22 protein-coding genes and 1 riboswitch are annotated in these 20,335 nt (G+C 41.7%); of the genes, 1 reads left to right on the top strand and 21 read right to left on the bottom strand.

All coding sequences use genetic code 11. The features are described from left to right. Positions 1-9 precede the first annotated feature (9 nt). The 21 genes from MOJ78_RS11565 to MOJ78_RS11460 all read right to left on the bottom strand — a co-directional run bounded on the left by MOJ78_RS11565 (position 10) and on the right by MOJ78_RS11460 (position 18,484). Positions 10-411 carry a DUF6220 domain-containing protein gene (locus MOJ78_RS11565; protein ID WP_304977498.1) on the bottom strand — a complete coding sequence of 134 codons (402 nt, stop codon included), beginning with the start codon at positions 409-411 and terminating at the stop codon, positions 10-12. Positions 412-449: 38 nt separating this feature from the next. After that, entirely contained in the window at positions 450-944 is a 495-nt protein-coding gene (locus tag MOJ78_RS11560; RefSeq protein ID WP_304977497.1) for a hypothetical protein, read from the bottom strand. Positions 945-1,090: 146 nt separating this feature from the next. Then, positions 1,091-1,777 carry a response regulator transcription factor gene (locus MOJ78_RS11555; RefSeq protein ID WP_304977496.1) on the bottom strand — a complete coding sequence of 229 codons (687 nt, stop codon included), beginning with the start codon at positions 1,775-1,777 and terminating at the stop codon, positions 1,091-1,093. Further along, positions 1,755-3,236 carry a sensor histidine kinase gene (locus tag MOJ78_RS11550; RefSeq protein WP_304977495.1) on the bottom strand — a complete coding sequence of 494 codons (1,482 nt, stop codon included), beginning with the start codon at positions 3,234-3,236 and terminating at the stop codon, positions 1,755-1,757. Before MOJ78_RS11550 ends, MOJ78_RS11555 begins: the two co-directional genes overlap by 23 nt. Before the next feature lie 207 nt (positions 3,237-3,443). Further along, complete coding sequence (locus tag MOJ78_RS11545) at positions 3,444-3,908, bottom strand: DinB family protein (RefSeq protein ID WP_304977494.1); 465 nt, start codon at positions 3,906-3,908, stop codon at positions 3,444-3,446. A gap of 217 nt (positions 3,909-4,125) precedes the next feature. Next, entirely contained in the window at positions 4,126-4,302 is a 177-nt protein-coding gene (locus MOJ78_RS11540; protein WP_304977493.1) for a hypothetical protein, read from the bottom strand. Positions 4,303-4,331: 29 nt separating this feature from the next. Next, positions 4,332-6,275 (bottom strand): aconitate hydratase, encoded by a 1,944-nt coding sequence (locus tag MOJ78_RS11535; RefSeq protein WP_304977492.1) that lies wholly within the window; start codon positions 6,273-6,275, stop codon positions 4,332-4,334. 306 nt (positions 6,276-6,581) lie between these two features. Continuing rightward, complete coding sequence (locus MOJ78_RS11530) at positions 6,582-7,124, bottom strand: ribonuclease H-like YkuK family protein (protein ID WP_304977491.1); 543 nt, start codon at positions 7,122-7,124, stop codon at positions 6,582-6,584. Positions 7,125-7,245: 121 nt separating this feature from the next. Beyond that, entirely contained in the window at positions 7,246-7,968 is a 723-nt protein-coding gene (locus tag MOJ78_RS11525) for an ATP-binding protein (protein WP_304977490.1), read from the bottom strand. Next, positions 7,965-8,459 (bottom strand): ECF transporter S component, encoded by a 495-nt coding sequence (locus MOJ78_RS11520; protein WP_304977489.1) that lies wholly within the window; start codon positions 8,457-8,459, stop codon positions 7,965-7,967. The genes MOJ78_RS11525 and MOJ78_RS11520 overlap by 4 nt, the downstream gene beginning before the upstream one ends. Further along, positions 8,449-9,045, bottom strand: coding sequence for a cob(I)yrinic acid a,c-diamide adenosyltransferase (locus tag MOJ78_RS11515; protein ID WP_304977488.1), 597 nt, complete (start codon positions 9,043-9,045; stop codon positions 8,449-8,451). Before MOJ78_RS11515 ends, MOJ78_RS11520 begins: the two co-directional genes overlap by 11 nt. 12 nt (positions 9,046-9,057) lie before the next feature. Continuing rightward, positions 9,058-9,498, bottom strand: coding sequence for a bifunctional adenosylcobinamide kinase/adenosylcobinamide-phosphate guanylyltransferase (locus MOJ78_RS11510; RefSeq protein ID WP_304977487.1), 441 nt, complete (start codon positions 9,496-9,498; stop codon positions 9,058-9,060). Continuing rightward, positions 9,450-10,067: a histidine phosphatase family protein gene (locus MOJ78_RS11505; protein ID WP_304977486.1), complete on the bottom strand. Its 618-nt coding sequence runs from the start codon at positions 10,065-10,067 to the stop codon at positions 9,450-9,452. The genes MOJ78_RS11510 and MOJ78_RS11505 overlap by 49 nt, the downstream gene beginning before the upstream one ends. Then, positions 10,025-10,816, bottom strand: a complete 792-nt coding sequence (cobS, locus tag MOJ78_RS11500; protein WP_304977485.1) for an adenosylcobinamide-GDP ribazoletransferase — start codon at positions 10,814-10,816, stop codon at positions 10,025-10,027. The genes MOJ78_RS11505 and cobS overlap by 43 nt, the downstream gene beginning before the upstream one ends. Continuing rightward, on the bottom strand, positions 10,813-12,321 hold the full coding sequence (locus tag MOJ78_RS11495; RefSeq protein WP_304977484.1) for a cobyric acid synthase: 1,509 nt from the start codon (positions 12,319-12,321) through the stop codon (positions 10,813-10,815). The genes cobS and MOJ78_RS11495 overlap by 4 nt, the downstream gene beginning before the upstream one ends. Next, on the bottom strand, positions 12,318-12,878 hold the full coding sequence (locus tag MOJ78_RS11490; RefSeq protein ID WP_304977483.1) for a bifunctional adenosylcobinamide kinase/adenosylcobinamide-phosphate guanylyltransferase: 561 nt from the start codon (positions 12,876-12,878) through the stop codon (positions 12,318-12,320). Before MOJ78_RS11490 ends, MOJ78_RS11495 begins: the two co-directional genes overlap by 4 nt. Further along, positions 12,857-14,920 (bottom strand): threonine-phosphate decarboxylase CobD, encoded by a 2,064-nt coding sequence (gene cobD / locus MOJ78_RS20935; protein ID WP_370529709.1) that lies wholly within the window; start codon positions 14,918-14,920, stop codon positions 12,857-12,859. Before cobD ends, MOJ78_RS11490 begins: the two co-directional genes overlap by 22 nt. Next, positions 14,872-16,341 carry an adenosylcobinamide amidohydrolase gene (locus tag MOJ78_RS11475; RefSeq protein ID WP_304977482.1) on the bottom strand — a complete coding sequence of 490 codons (1,470 nt, stop codon included), beginning with the start codon at positions 16,339-16,341 and terminating at the stop codon, positions 14,872-14,874. Before MOJ78_RS11475 ends, cobD begins: the two co-directional genes overlap by 49 nt. Positions 16,342-16,343: 2 nt before the next feature. Further along, a complete protein-coding gene (locus MOJ78_RS11470) occupies positions 16,344-17,405 on the bottom strand; it encodes a FecCD family ABC transporter permease (RefSeq protein ID WP_304977481.1) in 1,062 nt (353 codons plus the stop codon). After that, positions 17,365-18,339 carry an ABC transporter substrate-binding protein gene (locus tag MOJ78_RS11465; protein WP_304977480.1) on the bottom strand — a complete coding sequence of 325 codons (975 nt, stop codon included), beginning with the start codon at positions 18,337-18,339 and terminating at the stop codon, positions 17,365-17,367. Before MOJ78_RS11465 ends, MOJ78_RS11470 begins: the two co-directional genes overlap by 41 nt. 1 nt (position 18,340) lies before the next feature. Continuing rightward, a complete protein-coding gene (locus MOJ78_RS11460) occupies positions 18,341-18,484 on the bottom strand; it encodes a hypothetical protein (protein ID WP_304977479.1) in 144 nt (47 codons plus the stop codon). Positions 18,485-18,506: 22 nt separating this feature from the next. Beyond that, positions 18,507-18,692, bottom strand: a riboswitch (cobalamin riboswitch). A 199-nt stretch (positions 18,693-18,891) separates the two neighbouring features. Between MOJ78_RS11460 and MOJ78_RS11455 the strand changes: the two genes are divergently transcribed. Further along, on the top strand, positions 18,892-20,214 hold the full coding sequence (locus MOJ78_RS11455; RefSeq protein ID WP_304977478.1) for a S8 family peptidase: 1,323 nt from the start codon (positions 18,892-18,894) through the stop codon (positions 20,212-20,214). The last annotated feature ends 121 nt before the right edge of the window (positions 20,215-20,335 follow it).

Here is a 20,335-nt window from a genome sequence, read left to right as displayed (position 1 = left end):
CTTTAAAATTTATTTGCCTTTTTTCATTAAGTGAAAAGCCTCTCGTGTCATGACCAGCGATCTCCAAAACAAGATCAGTGCGATGATTGGGTGTAGTGCTGATATATACGGGACACTACCTAATACTTGTGTGGTTACATATTGCAAAATAATCATCGCGAATAAAGCTGCACACTGCCAACGAAAGTGCTTAGGTATTCGACCAAAAAACGATACCAGTAACATGACAACCGGTATGAACTCAAAGAAATGGATGAAGCTTCGATGATAATTCCATTGTCCATAATCCACAAAGACCGCGACACCTGCTAGAAATACTTGAATGACAACACAACTGAAGAACAACACTGCAAGTACAGTGAAAACCCAGCGTATCAGCTGTACCCTCCCTGATAAATGATCGTTTCCCACTAACTCTTCCTCCTCTTAAAAACAATCCCTCATTGAGGTCATACTGATCGAACGACTCGTTTCCCCCACGGTTTAAATACGGAAATCACATACATGATAACGAGTGATAGGATTTGAATGATGATTCCTATAAACAGCTTTGATTGTATAACGAAAATATCCAAACTATTATCAGTCGTACTCGTTAAGCTGATCGCTTCCAATGTCCAAGCATGCATCGCCCATAAGTTTAGGCCGATTGCGAGTAACGTCAGTCCCTCCTTAGCAATGATCCAGTAGTAGTTAAACAATCCCCACTTGGTAAAAACGGAAAGAAAAATCCCTGTAACGGTAGCTCCGATCGTTGATGCTACCACCGAGGTCCCCGACAGCACATTCATTGCCTGATAACAGGCTTCTGCAACACCAGGATTTTCTGTTGCTGCTGCAGTAATACTGAGGATAAGAAAGGTCACCATATTGCCAAGCATGATCGCGGCAAATATGATGTGAACAATCAAGAGCCAACGTTTGGGTGTAATTGAAAGCTGCAACGCATTCACCTCCTTAACGTCCTATGTGAATAAGGATATCCTTTATGTCTAAACGTCCCCTAAACGTTTTCTTAAATATTTCTTAAATTATTTTCGTGCCGAAAATAGGGGTTGACCTCTCGTTAGATCAACCCCTAAAATATGTCTTATTTTTTGAATCGGTAGCCTGCCCCCCAGATTGTTTCAATGAATTTTGGGTTAGTAGGGTCCGTTTCGATTTTTTCTCGGATTTTTCTTATATGAACTGTAACAGTTGCGGTGTCCCCCATCGCTTCAAGTCCCCAAATTTTCTCAAATAAGTGTTCCTTACTAAATACCTGGTTAGGGTGCATCGCAAGAAACGTTAATAAATCGAACTCGCGAGTAGTGAAGGGAATCTCTTTTTTGTTCATAAAAACACGTCTAGATGATTGATTGACATGGAGACCCCCGATATAAATTTCATCTTTAGGAGTGTTTTTGCCAATTAAACGGACATACCGTGATAAATGCGCTTTAACCCGTGCCACTAATTCGCTAGGACTGAATGGTTTGACGATATAATCGTCAGCCCCTAAGCCAAGACCACGAACTTTATCAATATCTTCATTCTTAGCCGTTACCATCAAGATAGGGATATCGGTTTGTTTCCGTATTTGTTTACAGAGGTCGAATCCGTTCATAATGGGAAGCATCAAATCCAGTAGAATGAGATCGAAATTGTCGTTCAATGCTGTTTCAAGACCACTTTTTCCATCTGCAGCTATTTCTACGGTAAAACCTTCAATTTCGAGATAATCTCGTTCCAACTCAGCAATACTTAATTCGTCCTCAATGATCAGGATTCTGCTCATGTTCGTCACCTTCATCTTCTCGTTTATTAAGGGTGAAATGAATGGTTAACCCCTCACCCTGTGTACTCTCAGCCCAGATGGAACCACCATGAGCATCGATGATTTGCGCTGCGATAGCAAGACCAAGCCCACTTCCTCCTGTATTGGTATTTCGTGACGGGTCGCCCCGATAGAATCGATTGAAGATGGTTGAAATCTCTTCTAAAGGAATTCCAGGTCCGTTATCACTTATTACTACTTCAACCATATTTTCTGAATCTTTTAGGTCAATATTAATCAGGCACTTGCTTTTGTCCGCATATTTCACACTGTTATAGATAATGTTGTTCATTACCCGAATGAGTTTGTCTCTGTCGATCAAAGCAACTGCATTAATTGATTGTATTTTCAAGGTAAGCTCGACATTCTGTTCCGATAATTCAAGTTGAAGTTCGTCTAAGTAATCTTCGAGGAATGCCTTTATATCTACTTCTTCAAAATGAAAAGGAACTCTTTTCAGGTCCAATTTTGAGTAAAGGAATAATTCATCAATCATATGATCCATGTGTTGAGCTTTTGCTTGGATCGTATTCAGATATCGGTCGTACTTTTCCACTGTATTTGCGACCCCATCCTTTATCCCTTCAACATATCCTCGAATCGAGGTGATCGGGGTTTTTAAATCATGCGAAATATTCGCGATCAGTTCTTTTCGATTCATTTCATATTGCTCTCTCAGCTCCAAAGAAGTTTTCAGTCTTGCCCGCATATCATCGAATGAATTGACAAGCCTAGACAACTCGTCTTTCCCTGATGCATGGATCGTGAAATCAAGGTTCCCTTCGCTGATTTTAGCTGCTGCATCCGATAACTTATCCACCGGTTTTAATATGCTTTTTGACATTAAATAAGATAACAATACATTTGTAAGCACTAAAATTAGCAGTAACCCTATGAAGAGCAACGGAAAGAAGGATCTTGCAAACTGAATGAACGATCCGGCTTCATTTAAGAGAAAAATAGATCCAACTGAACCATCCCGGAAGTAAAAGTCATGTTGTTTCACTGAATATTGATTTTGTCCAAACCATGCCACAGGGTCATAACCTTCATTGCCGAATGGTGGAAGGTCCTTACTGGATAGGCTATCTATCCTGTCTGATGCATACAATAATTTCTCTTCTTTACGAATGATGATACCGCCATTTTCGATATTTATTTGTTGTTCTATCGACCTAAGGTATTGATCATCAAATAATTTTTCTTGGTCAATTGAAGTCGTTTTGATAAGTTGATCGAACAGTTGATCATCTAATTCATCTGTTTCCTGCGATCCATCTTGCCAACCATTGTGAAAATCATTGAAACCCCTATAGTCGCTGAATATGACGCCTACCAGGAAGACCAGTACAATTAGGATTATGACCGGCATAACAACCATGACTGTATTAGATATAAAAAGTCGTTTGCGGATAGACATGAACTTCACCTTCAAAAAAATAGTTTGTTCTTTAATCATGCACTTTTAGTCTAAACAGTATATAAAAAAGTCCTTAAATTTTTATTAACTTTTTGATTACCACTCTTCCTATTAGTTTCGGCTAATTTCATTCAAGTTACAAGTGAACTAAAATACAAAATGCCGCTTGCATTGCTAGCGGCATTTTAATGAGAATAATGTTGTTGTTTACAGGTTTGCTTGAATATTATTATCCGCGAATATTTGGTCAAGGTGATGATGCGTATGCTCAAGATAGTCATCTACTAACCAATCGAGTGTAACTAATCCTTCATCTTTTGTCAGGCACTTTAAGCTCCATTGTTCTTCGTTTAAATCGGTTAAAAGTTTAAGTATTTGTCTGTTTAATGATGTCCAGACGTCTACAGTTTCTTCAATCGAGTACCCGTCCTGGTAGTTATTTGCCTGAACCCATAATTCCTGTTGGTAGCCCACAATTTCAATTACTTCAGTTGAAATGAGCATTTCAACGAATCTTCTGTAGTTCACACTAGCAGAATCACATAAATGACCTAGAATCTCTTTCCTAGACCATTTTGTCGGTTTAGGCTTGTAATCTACATCTGTTAAGGACAAAACATTTTCGGGCACAGTAGAAATCAGCATTTCTAATTCAGATATTAGATCAGACAACGAATTCTCCCCCATCATAGAAAGTTATTAAATTAATTGCCATCAAGTCAGCTCTATAGTTGGGTATAGTTAATTACCTTTCTATGAACGAATGGGTTATTCCTGCTGGCTTCGATTAAAAAGGACAGAAAAAACCAGCACCAATGGAAAGAGCTGGTTTAATCGGTTTCGTCACAAAATGATCAGCAATCGACTACGGTTAACTTGAATTTTGCTTTTATTCCATTGTTCGATTGTTCTCATCAACTTCAAACGGTTTAGCTGGTTCAGGGCTTTCTCCGGAAGTGAAAATTCCGTCTCCCCCGCAAACGGTACAACCGTATTGCCAGTTTTCATCATCAGCAAGTAAGCCAGTTCCATCACAAGCTTTACAAATGTGATTACGGTCAACCATGGTTGATATCCTCCTTTAACATGAACGAATTATCCTTGACGGTCCTTCACCCAATTGATCAGTCCGCCTTCTAGCATGATTTCAACCTGACGTTCTGATAATGCGTGAGTAACTTTAATTTCTTTGTTTGTACCCTTTACCGTAACAGTGAGTTCTTTTCCGTTTTTAATTTGTTTTCTTAAATCGCTTAATTGAATGACGTCACCCTGAACCAGTTGTTCATAATCCGCTTCTTGACTGAATGTAAGTGGCAACACACCAAAGTTAACGAGGTTTTGCCAGTGTATACGCGCGAAATCCTTGACCAGGGCGACACGTAAACCGAGATATCTTGGTGCAAGTGCAGCGTGTTCACGACTGGAACCTTGACCATAATTATAGCCTCCAACTATGGCATGTCCTTCCTTTTGAATTTCCATAGCACGGTCATAATAGGAATCATCAACGATTTCGAACGTGAATTTACTGATTTCTGGAAGATTACTTCGATACGGAAGTACACGTGCACCTCCAGCTAGTATCTCGTCTGTTGAGATGTTATCGCCCATTTTTAATAAAACGGGAATTTCTAATTCATCTGGAAGACGGTTCATGTCTGGAATAGATGCAATATTTGGTCCTTTGATAAGCTCAACTTTCTGTGCCTCTTCTGGCGGAAGCGGGTTATCGAGCATTTCATCGTCGATCGTCGGCTTCTCAGGTTCTTTAATTTTTGGATAGTCAAAACCGAGTGTTCTAGGATCGGTAATCTTACCTGTTAATGCAGAAGCCGCTGCGGTTTCCGGGCTACATAAAAAGACACTATCTTCCCTAGTCCCTGATCGACCAGGAAAATTACGTGGAGTCGTCCTTAAGCTATTACGGCCAGTAGCTGGCGCTTGTCCCATTCCGATACAGCCATTACAACCAGCTTGATGTAATCGAGCACCTGCAGATAGTAAACTTGCGATATGCCCATCGTTCACAAGATCCATCAACATTTGCCGTGAAGTAGGATTGATGTCAAAAGAAATGCCATCTGCAATCTTTCTTCCTTTAACGATTTCAGCGGGAATTGCGAAATCTCTGTAACCTGGGTTTGCTGATGACCCGACATAGGATTGGTAGATCTGCTCTCCAGCAATTTCTTTAACAGGAACAACATTCCCAGGACTAGAAGGTTTCGCAATCAGTGGTTCAATTTCAGAAAGATTGATTTCTTCATGCAAATCATATTCTGCACCTTCATCAGCAACCAATTCTATCCAATCATTTTCTCGATTTTGGCTTTTTAAAAATTGTTTGATTTCATCATCCGACGGAAACACAGTTCCTGTTGCTCCGAGTTCTGCACCCATGTTCGCAATGACATGACGGTCCATGGCACTTAAATTCTTGAGTCCAGGACCATAATATTCGATGATTCTCCCAACTCCGCCTTTTACATCATGTCGTCGAAGTAATTCAAAAATAACGTCTTTCGCACTCACCCAATCTTGGAGTTCTCCAGTTAACTTGATCCCCCAGACTTTCGGCATTTTTACGTAAAAGGGTTCTCCTGCTATAGCCATCGCGACATCAATTCCGCCTGCTCCCATCGCTAGCATACCCATACACCCATTGGCACACGTATGACTGTCCGAACCGAGCAAGGTTTTTCCTGGTTTGGCTAATCGCTGCATATGTACCGGGTGGCTGACTCCGTTTCCGGGACGGCTGAAATACAAACCGAATCTCCTTGTCGCACTTTGTAAAAATAAATGGTCATCAGGGTTTTTGCTATCCTCTTGGATGATGTTATGGTCTACGTATTGGGCAGAGGCTTCCGTTTTGGCACGATCGAGCTTCATCGCTTCAAGTTCAAGCATCACCATCGTACCGGTTGCATCCTGAGTAAGTGTTTGGTCGATTTTCAGACCGATTTCCTGACCGGGTATCATTTCACCTGATACTAAGTGGTCTTTAATGAGTTTTTGAGAAACATTCAATGGCAACTTTCTCCCCTCAATTATTAATTGTAAACTTTAATTCTCACCTAATAATTTTTGTCGACAAGTAAAAAGATATACATGACAAATTAGCAATTCGCACAAATAACTTGACTCATGAATAGGATATTTGATTTTGAGGTTAGCGCGAGAACAGGAAGCTCATGAAATTTGAAGATGAATCTGATTTTAGTCGATCTGATTCATGCTTGACTATATTTTGCGTCTCAAAGAAAAAAAGGCATTAATAAAAACGCTGGAATTACCCGAGCGTTTTTGGCGTTTTTCTAACATTGTCATTGTTATCCATCGTCACTTCGTATATCGGTTGGCATAGCTTGAAGCAGCGATCGAATCTGGCTTGATTTTCGCTTCAATTCCATGGGCTTCGATGCGAGCGACCATTTCCGCAACAAATTCTCTTGTTTTGTTACGCTTTTCTTTTCCAATATCAAGATGACCTTCTACTGTAAAGCTCGCACCCTTATAAACATGGGGAAGAACAATATTTATGAGATCGGTTTTAATGGATTCATCGAATAAACTGGCGACTTGTTCTGTCAAAGCGGTTTCTAAAGAAATTTTTTGGTGTAAATTCTCAATCGGAAGCGGATATTTCATTTTTCGAAAACATGCCCAAGCGCCTCGTCCCATCCGTTGAATGACGATCCCTGTGATAAAAACCGTTTCCAAGGAGTAGACGTGGGAGTCCGTCCCGATCATCAATCTGTAGTTTCCCAAAGGTTCTTTGTTCATGAATGTTTTGATATGATCGATCACTTCATTGAAGGTTAAATGAGTATAGGTTAAATTCCGAAAAAACATAGTCTGATCTGAAAGTAGGCTGTTTTTCATAATGTCCCTATCTCCTTATATTGAGTGTTCGAAAAGGATGCTGGACTTTTTGAACAACCCCATGAATAAGCTTATTATTTGAAGCTTATTACATACTATTCACATTTTTCCCTGCTAGTTCTTATTCCTCCATTTTTATGGTTAATGGGTGATACAATTCTCCTGTCATTGCCCGCAAATTTTGTTCTTCAACTTCTCGAAAGCCTACGATTACACAAGTTGATGGACCAGCTGACTTCAGTACATCTACGTCGGTTTGAATGGAAGTTTCACTTAAGTTGCGGACTCGGTTCATTTTGATAAGTTCATATAGAATTCCTTTTGATCCGACAGGCCATGCCGTAGTATTTTCCATTTTAAAAATGGATTTCATGATTGAAAGTGGAATAACCTGATCCGTTTCTGTCATCACCTCATCTCCAACCAATGGTCTTCCAAGAACGGCGAATTTAGTATCTATTGGGAACTGAATATGTTGACATTCTCGCGTACTGCTTTTTCCTAAAACGATCACCCCAATAGCAGATTGAGCCAAGTTGAAATTGCTTTCTGTACTACCGGTAACCTTTACCTTATCTATCTCTAACTCAGACAAACCTTTCTTTACCCCTGAAACAAGTTTATTCCAGGATCCATTTCCGCAGAAGTTATGTAGGATTACTGCGAAAGGGTCTCCCCCTGCGGCCATACATTCCATTACAGCCACTCGGAACGCATAATAGGCGATGGTTTCATAAGGTACATTCACTTCGTCCTGCTCCTTCTCGCCTATCGCACCACTATTATCACTAGCGATGATCAAAGATTCCTCGCTGTTCAATGGCAGTATTGTCGTATTCCTCATCTTCTTACTTCTTTTTTTCGTAGGTTACCAAAAAAAATCGACTGAAGACGTGGAATCGCTAAAATAGCTAATCCTGTATTCAAAATGGAACCAATCAATAAGGAAGAGACAATCGCTGTATAAAAAGGCTGTCCCATCAGGAAGAAAAAGGGTAATGGTGCTGCAAAGGCGTTACCTAAGATAAATGACACGCTAGCTGAAAGCCATTTTCCTTTTTGATACAACATCCCGAATAACCAAACAAGAAGTGCCATTTCAATCGCGATAATGAGATGAAATGGTCCTAATGGCATTCCACCGATCAATGCTGAGAGTAGATGCCCGAAACCTGCAACGATGATACCAGGGCCCAATCCTAATAATATCGCAGCGACTAAAGCCGGAAATGAGTCTAACGCGACACTTCCGACAATTGCAGGTATTTTTAACGATGCCCCAGCCGCTGACATCGCCATGAACATTGCCAACCAGCTGAGCTTCTTACTGTTCATCAGTCGTATCTTCCTTCCGTTTTCCACCACGGAACACCTTTGCACTGCGGATATATTCGACGTCTTTCACATTCAGACGGTAGTTGATGACTCTGCCAAGTGCGAAAAAATAATCGGATAGTCGGTTCAAGTATTTCAAGGGTACTTCTGGTACATTCTCATCCGTTTTCATAAGCCGTACGACAAAACGTTCTGCTCTTCTCGTTACCGTCCGGGCAATATGGATGGATGAAGCCGGTTTTGTCCCCCCAGGTAAAATGAATCGCTCAAGTTCAGGTGCCTCTTCAATAAAACGATCGATTTTCTTCTCTAAATATGCGATGGATTCTGATGTCAATTTCATAGCACGCTTTTTGGATACGTTGGATAAATCGCCGCCGCAATCAAACAGTTCGTGCTGGATTTTTTCAAGATCGTCCAGTACATCTTCAAACTGAACAGGGTCCAATTCAGTCATTGCCTGTCCGACAAAGCAGTTAACTTCATCTACAGTCCCATATGCTTCTACGCGAACATCATCCTTATCCACTCTTCCACCGATCAAACTCGTTTGACCTTTATCGCCTGTACGTGTATAAATTCTCATTTGTTTTTCCCCTCACTTTATTTTTTGGTTGATACCGTACCAAATGATATCTATTCGTGTTGATTTTAAAGATGTATCTTGATAACACCATCCTGTTACATCACGCCAAATCCGGTTTTGTTCCTCTAAAGGAACAATGCCTTTCGTTATGTCGGTTCCTATGAGAATGAGGGTTCGTTGTTTAGCGGCTTGTTCCCACCCCAGCCAACCATTTAACGTTTCGTTCCAAATATCTCTGCATTCATGGGTCGGATGTTGGACAGTCATCTCCTTGATCCATTTTTCAATTCCTTCGAGGACGATATACGATTCCTTGACGGTGTACAAGTCATTCAGAAGGGATTGATCACTATATGCTGAAATCCAGTTCACGTTCTCTTGGTCTGCGAGCTGATAAGTTCTGATTACCCATTTACGTTTACCGTTAAAGGCACCTCCTGTAACAAAGTGCATCGTTCTCCCCTCCTTAATGCGTCTTTATCAAAAATGAACTCATAGGCTTTATCATGTGGAACGTACCATTCCCAAAATGCTTTTTGTACAGGTGCAAACTGTGATAGCAAATACCGGATTACTCCACCATGGGTTACCACAGCAGCACATCTAACCTGATCGTGTAGCAGCTGGCCGATGATTTTTGACCATCCTATATGAAGTCGATCTGTAAACTGATCAAAACGCTCACCTTCTGGTGGTGAACAGCCTGAAGGGTTTGAGATCCAGTCCTGATATGCCGGTACATTTTTCAATTCTGAAAACGTCTTCCCCTCCCATTGACCGAAATGCATCTCCCTCAGTTCAGTCAATGGGATCGGTGTTCGTTCAGGAAACAGCAAATTCGAAGTTTGGGTACACCTTGTCAAGTCACTAGAGAAATAGAGATGATAGTTTTGCTGCATCGATTGGATTCGATGTCGCCCAGCCTGGCTTAATGGAGTGTCTGTCCAACCACAATAGGCTTTTTGTTCATTGTCCTTCGTTACCCCATGGCGAAATAATGCAATAACCACAATGTCATCCATAACATCAATTCAACCCCTTCAACAGAAGCACCTAACACGTCGCCCGTAATGCCATTGAACCATCTCACCGTTTTCTTTTTAAAAAAAAGGTAACAACCTACTGTAACAGCTATGAATAGAATGATCGGCAAGATGACTTTATCCTCGACGAGCGACAGGAAAAGTATTGCAACAAATAGATAGACTGGATAAATCGTCAATGTCGTCATCCCTGTTGCATTGCGGAATAGCGCTCCGAGCCCTTCATCCTTTGCTGGCTTAACTGTCAACAGTAAGATTCCCATCATGCTTTTACTGAAAAGCGGTATGAGAACGATAAGTAGATATGAAGTAATTGATAGGTTCATGCTGATTTCATAAATAAATAGGAATCTAGCACTTAACAATAGGATGATGGAAAGGACACCGAATGCCCCTGTTCTCGGATCATCCATGATATCAAGTCGCTTATCGATACTACGAAATGAGAAATACGCATCACATGTATCCATCCAACCATCAAGATGGATACCACCCGTTAATAGGATGGTGGTCACCCATAAGGCAAAGGCGATCGCCAAAGTAGAAAATGGAGTCCATTGATTCAATGTATACAGAAGTGCTGCATAAACTACACCTTGGAAAAGACCTAATAACGGAAAAGTTTTCACTGCATTATTCAGATGCTTTTTATCCATCGGAAGTTCAAATGGGACTAGGATCACTGTGAAAAATTGAAGGTTGATCAGAAATCCTTTCAAATATTTCATATACGTGGGTCCCACTGGTCCATAATCGTTTTGAGTTGGCCCCAATCAAGGTGTTTTTTGATCTGATCAGCTAGTTGGTCATAGCGTGCTTCCCTCAAATGAGCGGCATAATTAACTTCCTTCTGTTGGAGTCCCTTCTGTCTGCGGATTGCATTCAACCACTTATTTCTCCATTCATCATTATGGAAAAGGTGATGGAGGTAGGTTCCGATAACCTTTCCACCGTTGCTATAATAGCCTTCTTCTCTCCTGTCAGTCATCAGAAGGAACGATTTTCCGCTTTGTGTGAGAACTGTCTTTCCTAGATGAATTTCATACCCTTCGACCAATCGCTTCGTCGATAGATTCGTTTTTGGATGATAAGATCCTTTTACTTGAACCGTTTCTTTTTCCGGGTGGAATATGGTCTGGGCTTGTATAATGTCCATCCCTTCTATTTGATGACCTTTCACTCCTGTATCCGATCCAGCTTCATCAATGATTTCAGTTCCGAGCATTTGGTAGCCGCCGCAAATTCCAACGATGGTGCCCCCAGCATCGACATACTTTTTCAATTGTGAATCAATCTGCAAACCCTTCAAATATTGTAAATCATTGATTGTGCTTTTCGTTCCAGGAATGATGACTGCGTCTGGCTCACCGAATTCTGATGCATCTTTCACCCACCGTATCGAGACATCCGGTTCAAATGAAAAAGGTTCGATATCACTGTAGTTCGAGATGAAAGGAAGATAAATAACCGCAATGTCGACTTCGTTTTTCACGTGGTGCTTCAGCTGGTTCTGCAGTGATAAGGAATCTTCACCATCAATTCCGTGTTGGTCGATATAGGGAAGCACACCGAGAACCGGTACCCCTGTCTTTTCTTCAAGCCATTCTATTCCCTCCTCAAGCAGACTGATATCACCGCGAAATTTATTGATGAATAATCCTTTTACCCTGTTCCGCTCATCGGGTGTCAATAGATCGAGTGTGCCGACAATACTTGCGAACACCCCGCCGCGGTCGATATCGGCAGTCAATATTACGGGGACATTTGCGATTTCTGCGACCTTCATATTCACAAGTTCGCGGTCTTTTAAGTTGATTTCGGCGGGACTGCCCGCTCCTTCTATGATTATGATTTCAAATTCCCTTTCAAGCTTCTGAAGAGCTGATTGAATGACGTCGATTCCTCTTTCATAAAAAGTATCTCGATACCCGTGTCCGGACATTGATTTCAATGCTTTTCCTAAAAGGACGACCTCTGACTGTTGATGAGATCTCGGTTTTAACAGAATCGGATTCATCCATACGTTAGCTTCCGTCTTTGCTGCCTCGGCTTGGATACCCTGAGCTCTCCCGATTTCTTCACCCGTTATCGTTACATAAGAATTGTTGGACATATTTTGTGATTTGAAGGGAGCGACCTTTGCCCCTTCATTGGCCAAGATTCGGCAGAGTGCGGTAACGATCAGGCTTTTCCCAACATCGGAGGCAGTACCTTGTATCATGATGCCTTTCATGGAATTTCCCCTTTCATTTCGATCTCAACCCCAGATTCCACCAAATAAGCACGCAATGCACGTTGTACAATCATTTGATGGAGGTGTCCAAGTACTTTTTTATAGGTGAAAACAAGCTGGTTATCCTGAATCGGTTCATTGAGCACCTCATTACTGACGATAATCAATGTGTGGCAGCATCGACTTAAGGCTTCGATCCCTTGTAAAATGGCGTTCATACTGCTTTGTTGATCGGCTCCGGTTGAGAACAGTTCATTATTCAAAAGTGTTGTCAGACAATCAAGAAGAAGAATGTCATCATCAGAAAAATGCGTAGCAAGTGTACCGATGTTCCTAGGCTGCTCCCATGTTGTCCATTGGCTTTCACTTTCTTTTCTTTGCTGACGGTGCTTCTGGATACGTTTTTCCATTTCAGAGTCGGATCGTTCGCCTGTAGCAATGTAATGAAGACTTCTCGAGGACCCGGTTGCAAGTTGAATCGCTAATTTTTCAGCGAAACTGCTTTTGCCGCTCCGGACCCCTCCGGTAATGAAAATCAACGAGCGTGTCGTTTCCACGTTCTCAACACCTCCATGAGCCGATCATTCTCATTTGAACTCTTGATCGCAAACCGCAGCCAATTTCCTTCAAGACCGGGAAAATTCATCGTGTGTCGAGGCACGATTCCTTTTTGGAGCAAGAACCGGAATAGAGGAAGCTGACCGTTGTAAGCTGGATCCCTTAAAAGATAGAAGTTGACGCCTGAAGGGGAAACATTAAACTCTTCCCTTTCATAAAAGGCAAACAGCTTTTCCCGTTCATCACGTATGAAGTTCTGCGTTTTATCGGTGAACTCTTCTTCTTGAATACAGAGACTACCAGCAGCTAAGGCGATTGCATTGACACTCCAATGAGATTGATAGCTTGCCAGTTGTCGGATGGTTGTCGGCTGTGCGATCATGTAGCCTAATCGGAGACCGGGTACGGCAAACATTTTCGTCAATGAACGGATGACAATCAGGTTACGATATTCTTCTAGAAATGATAGAACAGAGTCTCCGCCATCCGTCATATCATAAAACGCTTCATCAAGGATTAGAAAGCACCCATTATGTTGGCATGCTTGAATTAATTGCTCGATCGTCTTTTTCGCATAGTGCACTCCCGTCGGATTATTCGGATTACACAAGAACAATGCGTCGATATCCTGTAATGTACCAGCAATGTCGTCCACTCTCAATTCCCAATCCGGTCCGTGAAGCTGATGGTAGCGAATCGAACAATCACTAGTAAGACACGATTGCTCGTATTCAGAAAAGGTAGGCTGAACAAGCATCACTCTTTTACGTGAAAGCATTCTCGCCACTACGTTGATGAGCTCGGCACCACCGTTCCCTATTAAAACCGAGTCCTTATGAACGTTTTCTTGTTTAGAGATTTCCTTACGAAGTGTATTTGCATAAGGATCAGGATAATCGATGATCGTATCGTAAAATTCAAGCCATTTTTCTTTCAGTATCCTTGGAGGTCCTAGTGGATTGATGTTCAGGCTGAAATCAATATAATCTTCGGGCATTTGAAGGTTCATAGCTTCATAGATGTAGTTCGGATTTGAACCATGAGATGGCCAATTCAATAAGTACCCCCCTGTCCATAATAGAAGTAGAAATAAAAGTGATGTACGTACCATAATCGAATTTGCATGCAAGATATGCTCTTTATGCAACCGGACAAGTAGATCTCCCATTTTCGCCCGGTTTGAAACGATCCCCTCATAATAGTTGACTCCACCGAGCTGAACGCCGAGCAAAACGGCAACGGCTGCTTCACCCCATCCACTGTTCGGGCTAGGATGTTTTTTCGAGTCACGCAACAAAATTTGCCAAGCTTTACTTCGGTTGAGCAATTTAGGTCTTTCTGAAACGAACATAAGTACTGCGGTAAGTCGGCTTGGAATCCAATTGACGACATCATCAAGTTTTGCTGATGCCCAGCCAAATTGAGCATATTTTTCATTTCGATAGCCGACCATGGAATCACATGTATTGATCGCCCTGTATAGGATCGCGAATGGAGCTCCGGCAATCAATGCCCAAAATAGAGGTGCAGTTATCCCGTCACTCGTATTTTCTGCCACAGTCTCGACAGTCCCGCGTGTAATTTCACCTTCGTCTAGTTGTTCTGTATCGCGGCCGACAATATACCCGAGTTTCTTTCTTGCTTCGAATAAATCACCTTGATCGAGTGGTTCATATACGTCTAGAGCCGCTTCTTTCAAACTCTTTTGTGCAATTGTAGTGGATATGATGATTCCTTCAACGATGATTCCCACTGCCGGATGTAACCAATAACACACCCAAACGAGTATGCTCGAAACTCCACCAACAACCAGTAAAACGAAAATAAGCATTCCAAGTCCCTTTTGTCTTCGATAAGATCCGGTGTTCCATCTCTTCTCTATGACGCTGATCATCTTTCCGATCCATCGGACCGGGTGCGGCCATGAAGGTGGATCACCGATCGCTGAATCGATTAGGAATGCGAGTGTGATGGCGATCAAGTGATGAAGGATCATTTTCTTTTCCGTGCCTGATAATTCTGGATAGCTACAGTCGTACAATCATATACTGCTTTACTGATCAGCTTCCCTAATGGTGTGATCGTACCAGCGAATTCTAGTTTCTTCCCTTTCTGCGTGGCGGCAATCAGGATACTGTCGGTCGAAGTTCCTGTAGCCAGCGTTCCAGAGGCTGGATCGATCACATGTTGGTCGTGCAACACTTTCACCTTGGTCTCAGTTGCTGTTATCATCGCTTGAATGAACGCTTCCTCCGTCATCTCGCCATTGACAAAAATCCAAGTGTTGATCGTTCCCGGCTGCATGTTATAGGTGTGAAATTCACTTTTAGAGGCGTCGATCGCATTCCCGACACCCGCAGTAACGACGACAAAAGTGGAAAATCCATCTGACTCGACAAATCGATAGGAGACATCCTCAAGTATTACCGCTGTCATCATTCCAACTGTATCAGCAGGCTCGAATCCATTCTTATTCAAATAATCAGCCATTTCATTCCGGTGGTCTTCGCAATTATAGTCCAATCCGACATGACGGTTTACGAAGGTGTGGTTCCATCCGGTCCCGGCTCCGATTACACCTGAAGACATGGTCCGTAGTGGTTCGGGAGTATGTAATACGATTCGTTCATCAGAAAGATCCAACAATGATTGGTCGATACGCTTAGGAGAGCGTTCATCATTCATTTGATCTGGTAATAGAACCATCTGGGGTGCTGGAACTTTTGGATGCGGCTGCTTATCAATCTCTGTATTATAGACTGCTTGAATTCTCTCTTTCCGAAGCACTTCACTAGGTGTATTCTGTACGTTAATGACTCCTTTTTCGAGCAAAAGCAATCGGTCACAATATAATCCGGCCAAATTCAAGTCATGAAAAATCGAGACCACCGTTAAGCCACGTTCTCTCGTCCACTGCTTCAACAAGTCCAACAGTTCCTTTTGGAAGGAGAGGTCCAAGTGGTTTGTCGGTTCATCCAACAGTAATATTTCAGGTTCTTGTGCAAGAGCTTGGGCTAAAAAAACTCGTTGCCGCTCCCCTCCAGATAACTGCTGAATATCTTTGTCTTGGAAATCAGTTATTCCGGTTTGATCCATGACGTTATGTACGATTTCTTCATCGTCGACACTCCAGGTTCTGAACCAACCCGATTGGTGGGAATACCGACCGAGTGAAACGGTTTCCTTCACACTGTATGAAAAGGCTTGAACGGAATGCTGCGGTAAAACAGCGATGACTTTCGCAAGCTGTTTTTGAGAGTAACTGGATAAAGGGCTTCCATGCACTACGACTTCTCCATCTGTATACGGTAAAATTCCGCTGATCATTTTGAGAAGGGTTGTTTTACCACTACCGTTTGGTCCAAGTACCCCGAACATTTCCCCTTTTTCCACTTCGAAGGAAATGTCGTTCACGATTGAAGACCCTCCATATCCTCCTGTCAATTGTTTCACCTTAAGCACTATCAACCACTTCTTTCCGATCGTACTTTAATCAATATCAATCCAAACACAGGTGCACCAATTAAGGCTGTGATCACACCTATGGGCAGTTCAGTCGGTGATATCACGGTTCTCGCGACTAGGTCTGCTAGTATTAAGAACCCACTTCCAGTCAGAATCGACAACGGTAATAAATGTTTGTGATCCGGTCCCCACATTAGCCTCGTCAAGTGAGGAATAACGAGGCCGACAAAACCGATCGTACCGGATACAGCAACTGCAGCACCTGTTAAAATAGACCCGGCTGTCAATACGATCATCTTTCGGCGTTGAACATTGACACCGAGATGGTGTGCTCGATCTTCTCCGAATGACATCGCATTCAGTTCATTGACATTAAGAAGCAGTATCCCTGAACCAAGAATAAAAAACGGGAGGATGATCTTGACATATTCCCAACCGCGCATTGATACAGAGCCTAGAAGCCATCCGATGATTTGTCTCAATTCGTCCCCAGTCAAAGCAATCATCAGTGAAATCAAGGCTCCCAGAAAAGAACTGAATATAATTCCTGTCAAAATGATGGTTTCCACTTTCATAGACCGTTCAATTTTTCGTGCAAAGCTGATTACTAGAAATATGGTTATGAATGAAAATAGAATACTTAATAAAGGTAACGTAAATGATCCGATCACAGGAATTGTAAGATGGAAAAAAAGTGTCAATACGGCACCAACCGAAGCTCCTGATGATACCCCTAGTGTATACGGATCTGCAAGCGGATTACGTAAAAGACCTTGAAAGGCTGCTCCTGCAATCGCAAGTGCAGCACCGACAAGTCCAGCTAATAATACTCTAGGAAACCGAATATTCATTACAATGTTTTTGTACATCGGCTCAATTTGTTCAATCGATATAAAAGGGAAAATTTCATGACCAATGATTTTGATTATACTCATTACAGGTATCGAAACCGTTCCAACTGAGATACCTACCAGCATGGAAATGACTAGAAAGAGGCAAGCAGATACATAGGCTAGTAATTTACTTTTCGCCAAAAACTTCAGGGTAAACTGCTTTTGCAAGGTCCTCTACTCCTTCAGCAAGCCTAGGACCAGAACGGGTAACTAGGTCTGAGTGGACATCGTATACTTGTTCATTTTGAACGGCTGTAAGTTGTTGCCATCCATCTCTTTTTAATACCATTTCGGTTGCTTTTTCTGTGTAATAACCGTAAGTGGTGATGATTACGTCCGGATTCTTTTCAATGATAGCCTCTTGGTTGATTTTGGACCAGCCATTCAGGTTACCCGCAACGTTTTTAGCATTGATGATCGTTAACATTTCGTGCATGAATGTGTTTTTCCCAGGCGTATAAATTTCCGGTGCAGGTGATACTTCAATAAAAACGGTCTTTGTGTCTTTTATTTCTGAAGCTTTGGATTTAATCGAATCAATCTTATCTTTCATACCTTTGATGACTTGATCGGCTTTTGCTTGAGTGCCAGTCGCTTTTCCGATCATTTTGATAGAGTCATAGACCTGTTCAAAGTTCTGTGCATTGTTTACGACGAGAACGGTTATCCCTGAATCACGTAATAACTGAAAACCCTCAGTGGAATTATGCGCACTTGATCCATGTGCTAGCACTAAATCAGGTTTTAAAGAAATAATTTTTTCGACATTGAAGTCCATTCCGCCGATTTTATCTTTCTCTGCTACTGCAGCTGGATAGTTATCAAAATCGGATACACCTACGACTTCATCACCTAGCCCTAATTTAAAAGCAATTTCTGTATTGCTAGGTATAAGCGACACGATTCTTTCGGGCTTTTCTTCAATGACAACCTGATTATCAAGAGCATCGGTTACAGTGACAGGAAAAGCGCTCTCCTCTTGGTGCTCTTTAGGCACCTCACTTGCATTGTTTTCACTTGTAGGTGTTTCATTATTCCCGCAACCCGCAATAAGACCAACCGTTAATAAAAATAACAATACGAATGACAATAATTTTTTCACGTTAAAATCCTCCTGAATTGTTGAATGTGTAAAGAATGCTTTCTTTAGTCATAATTCCGAACAACAAAAAGGCATCTCCATAAAGAATGAAGATGCCGTTAAGATCCATTCGGGTAATACGAGTAAACAACCGAATCTTTGACACACCTCCCTATCCTCGTAGGTTTGTTAGTGTTGTTAGATTTGGCAGGTCTCCTGGCTCTTGGTCATAGATTGCTGCACCTTCCCGTACGGTTCGTACAGTGGTCTGTTTGCAGCTTACTCCCAATTACAGTGGCGGGACCGCGTTGGAATTACACCAACTTCCCTTTTAAGTCTTCATTGAAGAAGACACCAATCTACTTTTATAAAATTTTCACACTAAATAGGATTATACACTAAATCTACTATGTAGGCACCATCAAATCATGAGTAATTTAAATAATCCAATTGATAATAGTGAAAAACTAGGGAATCACAAAATACACGCCTGTTTGGACAAACACCGCCACCCTTTTTGTCAGACTTTCATAATCTAATAGGGAAGTTGACAAATTCATAGAGGTGAAAAAAATGTTTGGATATTCAATGATTCAGACAGTAAGAACCTATGCGCATAAGCTCGATCATCCATTGCGAGAACAAATGCTTCATTTATATAAACCGTTCACGTGGATACCGTGCTTATTCCATTCGACAGCTGAGAAAGTGTTCAAAAATTTAAAGAAGGTTTCCGTCATAGTCGAGTTTGATGAAGAAGGATATGGACAAGGCTGCCAAGAGCTATATCAACTAGCAGTCTCTCACCCTCGCTGTAATATGAAAAATACGTTTTCGTTCGTTTCATGTTGCAGTATGGATGTTACCCCCGCATTTTTAGGAAAGATGCTTGCCTCTTGCCCTCATATTAAAAAGGTTTACTTAAATCGTGAAGTAAAGGCACTTCTTGATGTTGCGGTTCCTTCAGCAAATGCACAAAACATTGTCAGAGACAACAAAGAGTTGACAGGAAAGGATATTACGGTTGCAGTTATTGATACTGGTATTTACCCTCATCAAGATTTAGAGGGGCGGATTGTTGATTTTGTAGATTTTGTGAATCAAAAAACAGTTCCATATGATGATAATGGACATGGGACACACTGTGCAGGAGATGTTGCAGGTAATGGTGAAGCATCCGGTGGGAATTTTAAAGGACCAGCTCCGAACGCCGATTTAATTGGTGTAAAGGTATTGAACAAAATGGGCGCCGGTACTCTCGAATCAATCATGCAAGGCGTAGATTGGTGCATCCGATACAACTTAGATAACCCTGAGAAGAAAATCAATGTCATCAGTATGTCATTAGGCTCAGAAGCACAAAAGTATGATAACGAGAACAAGGATCCCATGGTAAAGAGTGTAGAAAAGGCATGGGAAAACGGGATTGTCGTTTGTGTGGCGGCAGGAAACAGCGGTCCGAACCAACAGACGATAGCAAGTCCGGGTTTAAGTGATCGCGTCATCACTGTCGGTGCTTCTGATGATTTTAATACATTGGACAAGTCTGATGATGACGTTGCCAGCTTTTCAAGCCGAGGTCCAACTATTTATGGGTTGCAAAAACCAGATCTTTTAGCCCCTGGCGTCAATATTGTGTCTCTACGATCACCAAATTCTTACCTTGATAAACTGCAAAAATCGAACCGCGTTAATGGAGACTACTTCGTACTATCTGGTACATCAATGGCAACCCCGATTTGTGCTGGTGTTGTAGCGTTAATGCTAGAGAACAACCCTGATGCAACCCCAGACCAAATAAAAACGATGCTTATAGAAGGTGCAGACCGACAGGATGGACAAGACATGAACGTTTATGGCCACGGATTCATTAATGCTGATCAGTCAATACCTTAGGTCTTATAAAAATCAACAGAAATACTTTTTTATCATAACTTTTAAGCGCAAGATAAGTAATATAGTCAATGAAGGGAATAAAAAATAAGGAGCTGACCTAATCCCCAGCTCCTAAAATAGT

The organism is Alkalihalobacillus sp. AL-G (assembly GCF_030643805.1).
In the GTDB taxonomy this organism is placed as follows: Bacteria; Bacillota; Bacilli; order Bacillales; family Fictibacillaceae; genus Pseudalkalibacillus.
The sequence above is the reverse complement of the archived record's forward strand: the minus strand, read 5'-3'. Positions and strand labels throughout refer to the sequence as shown.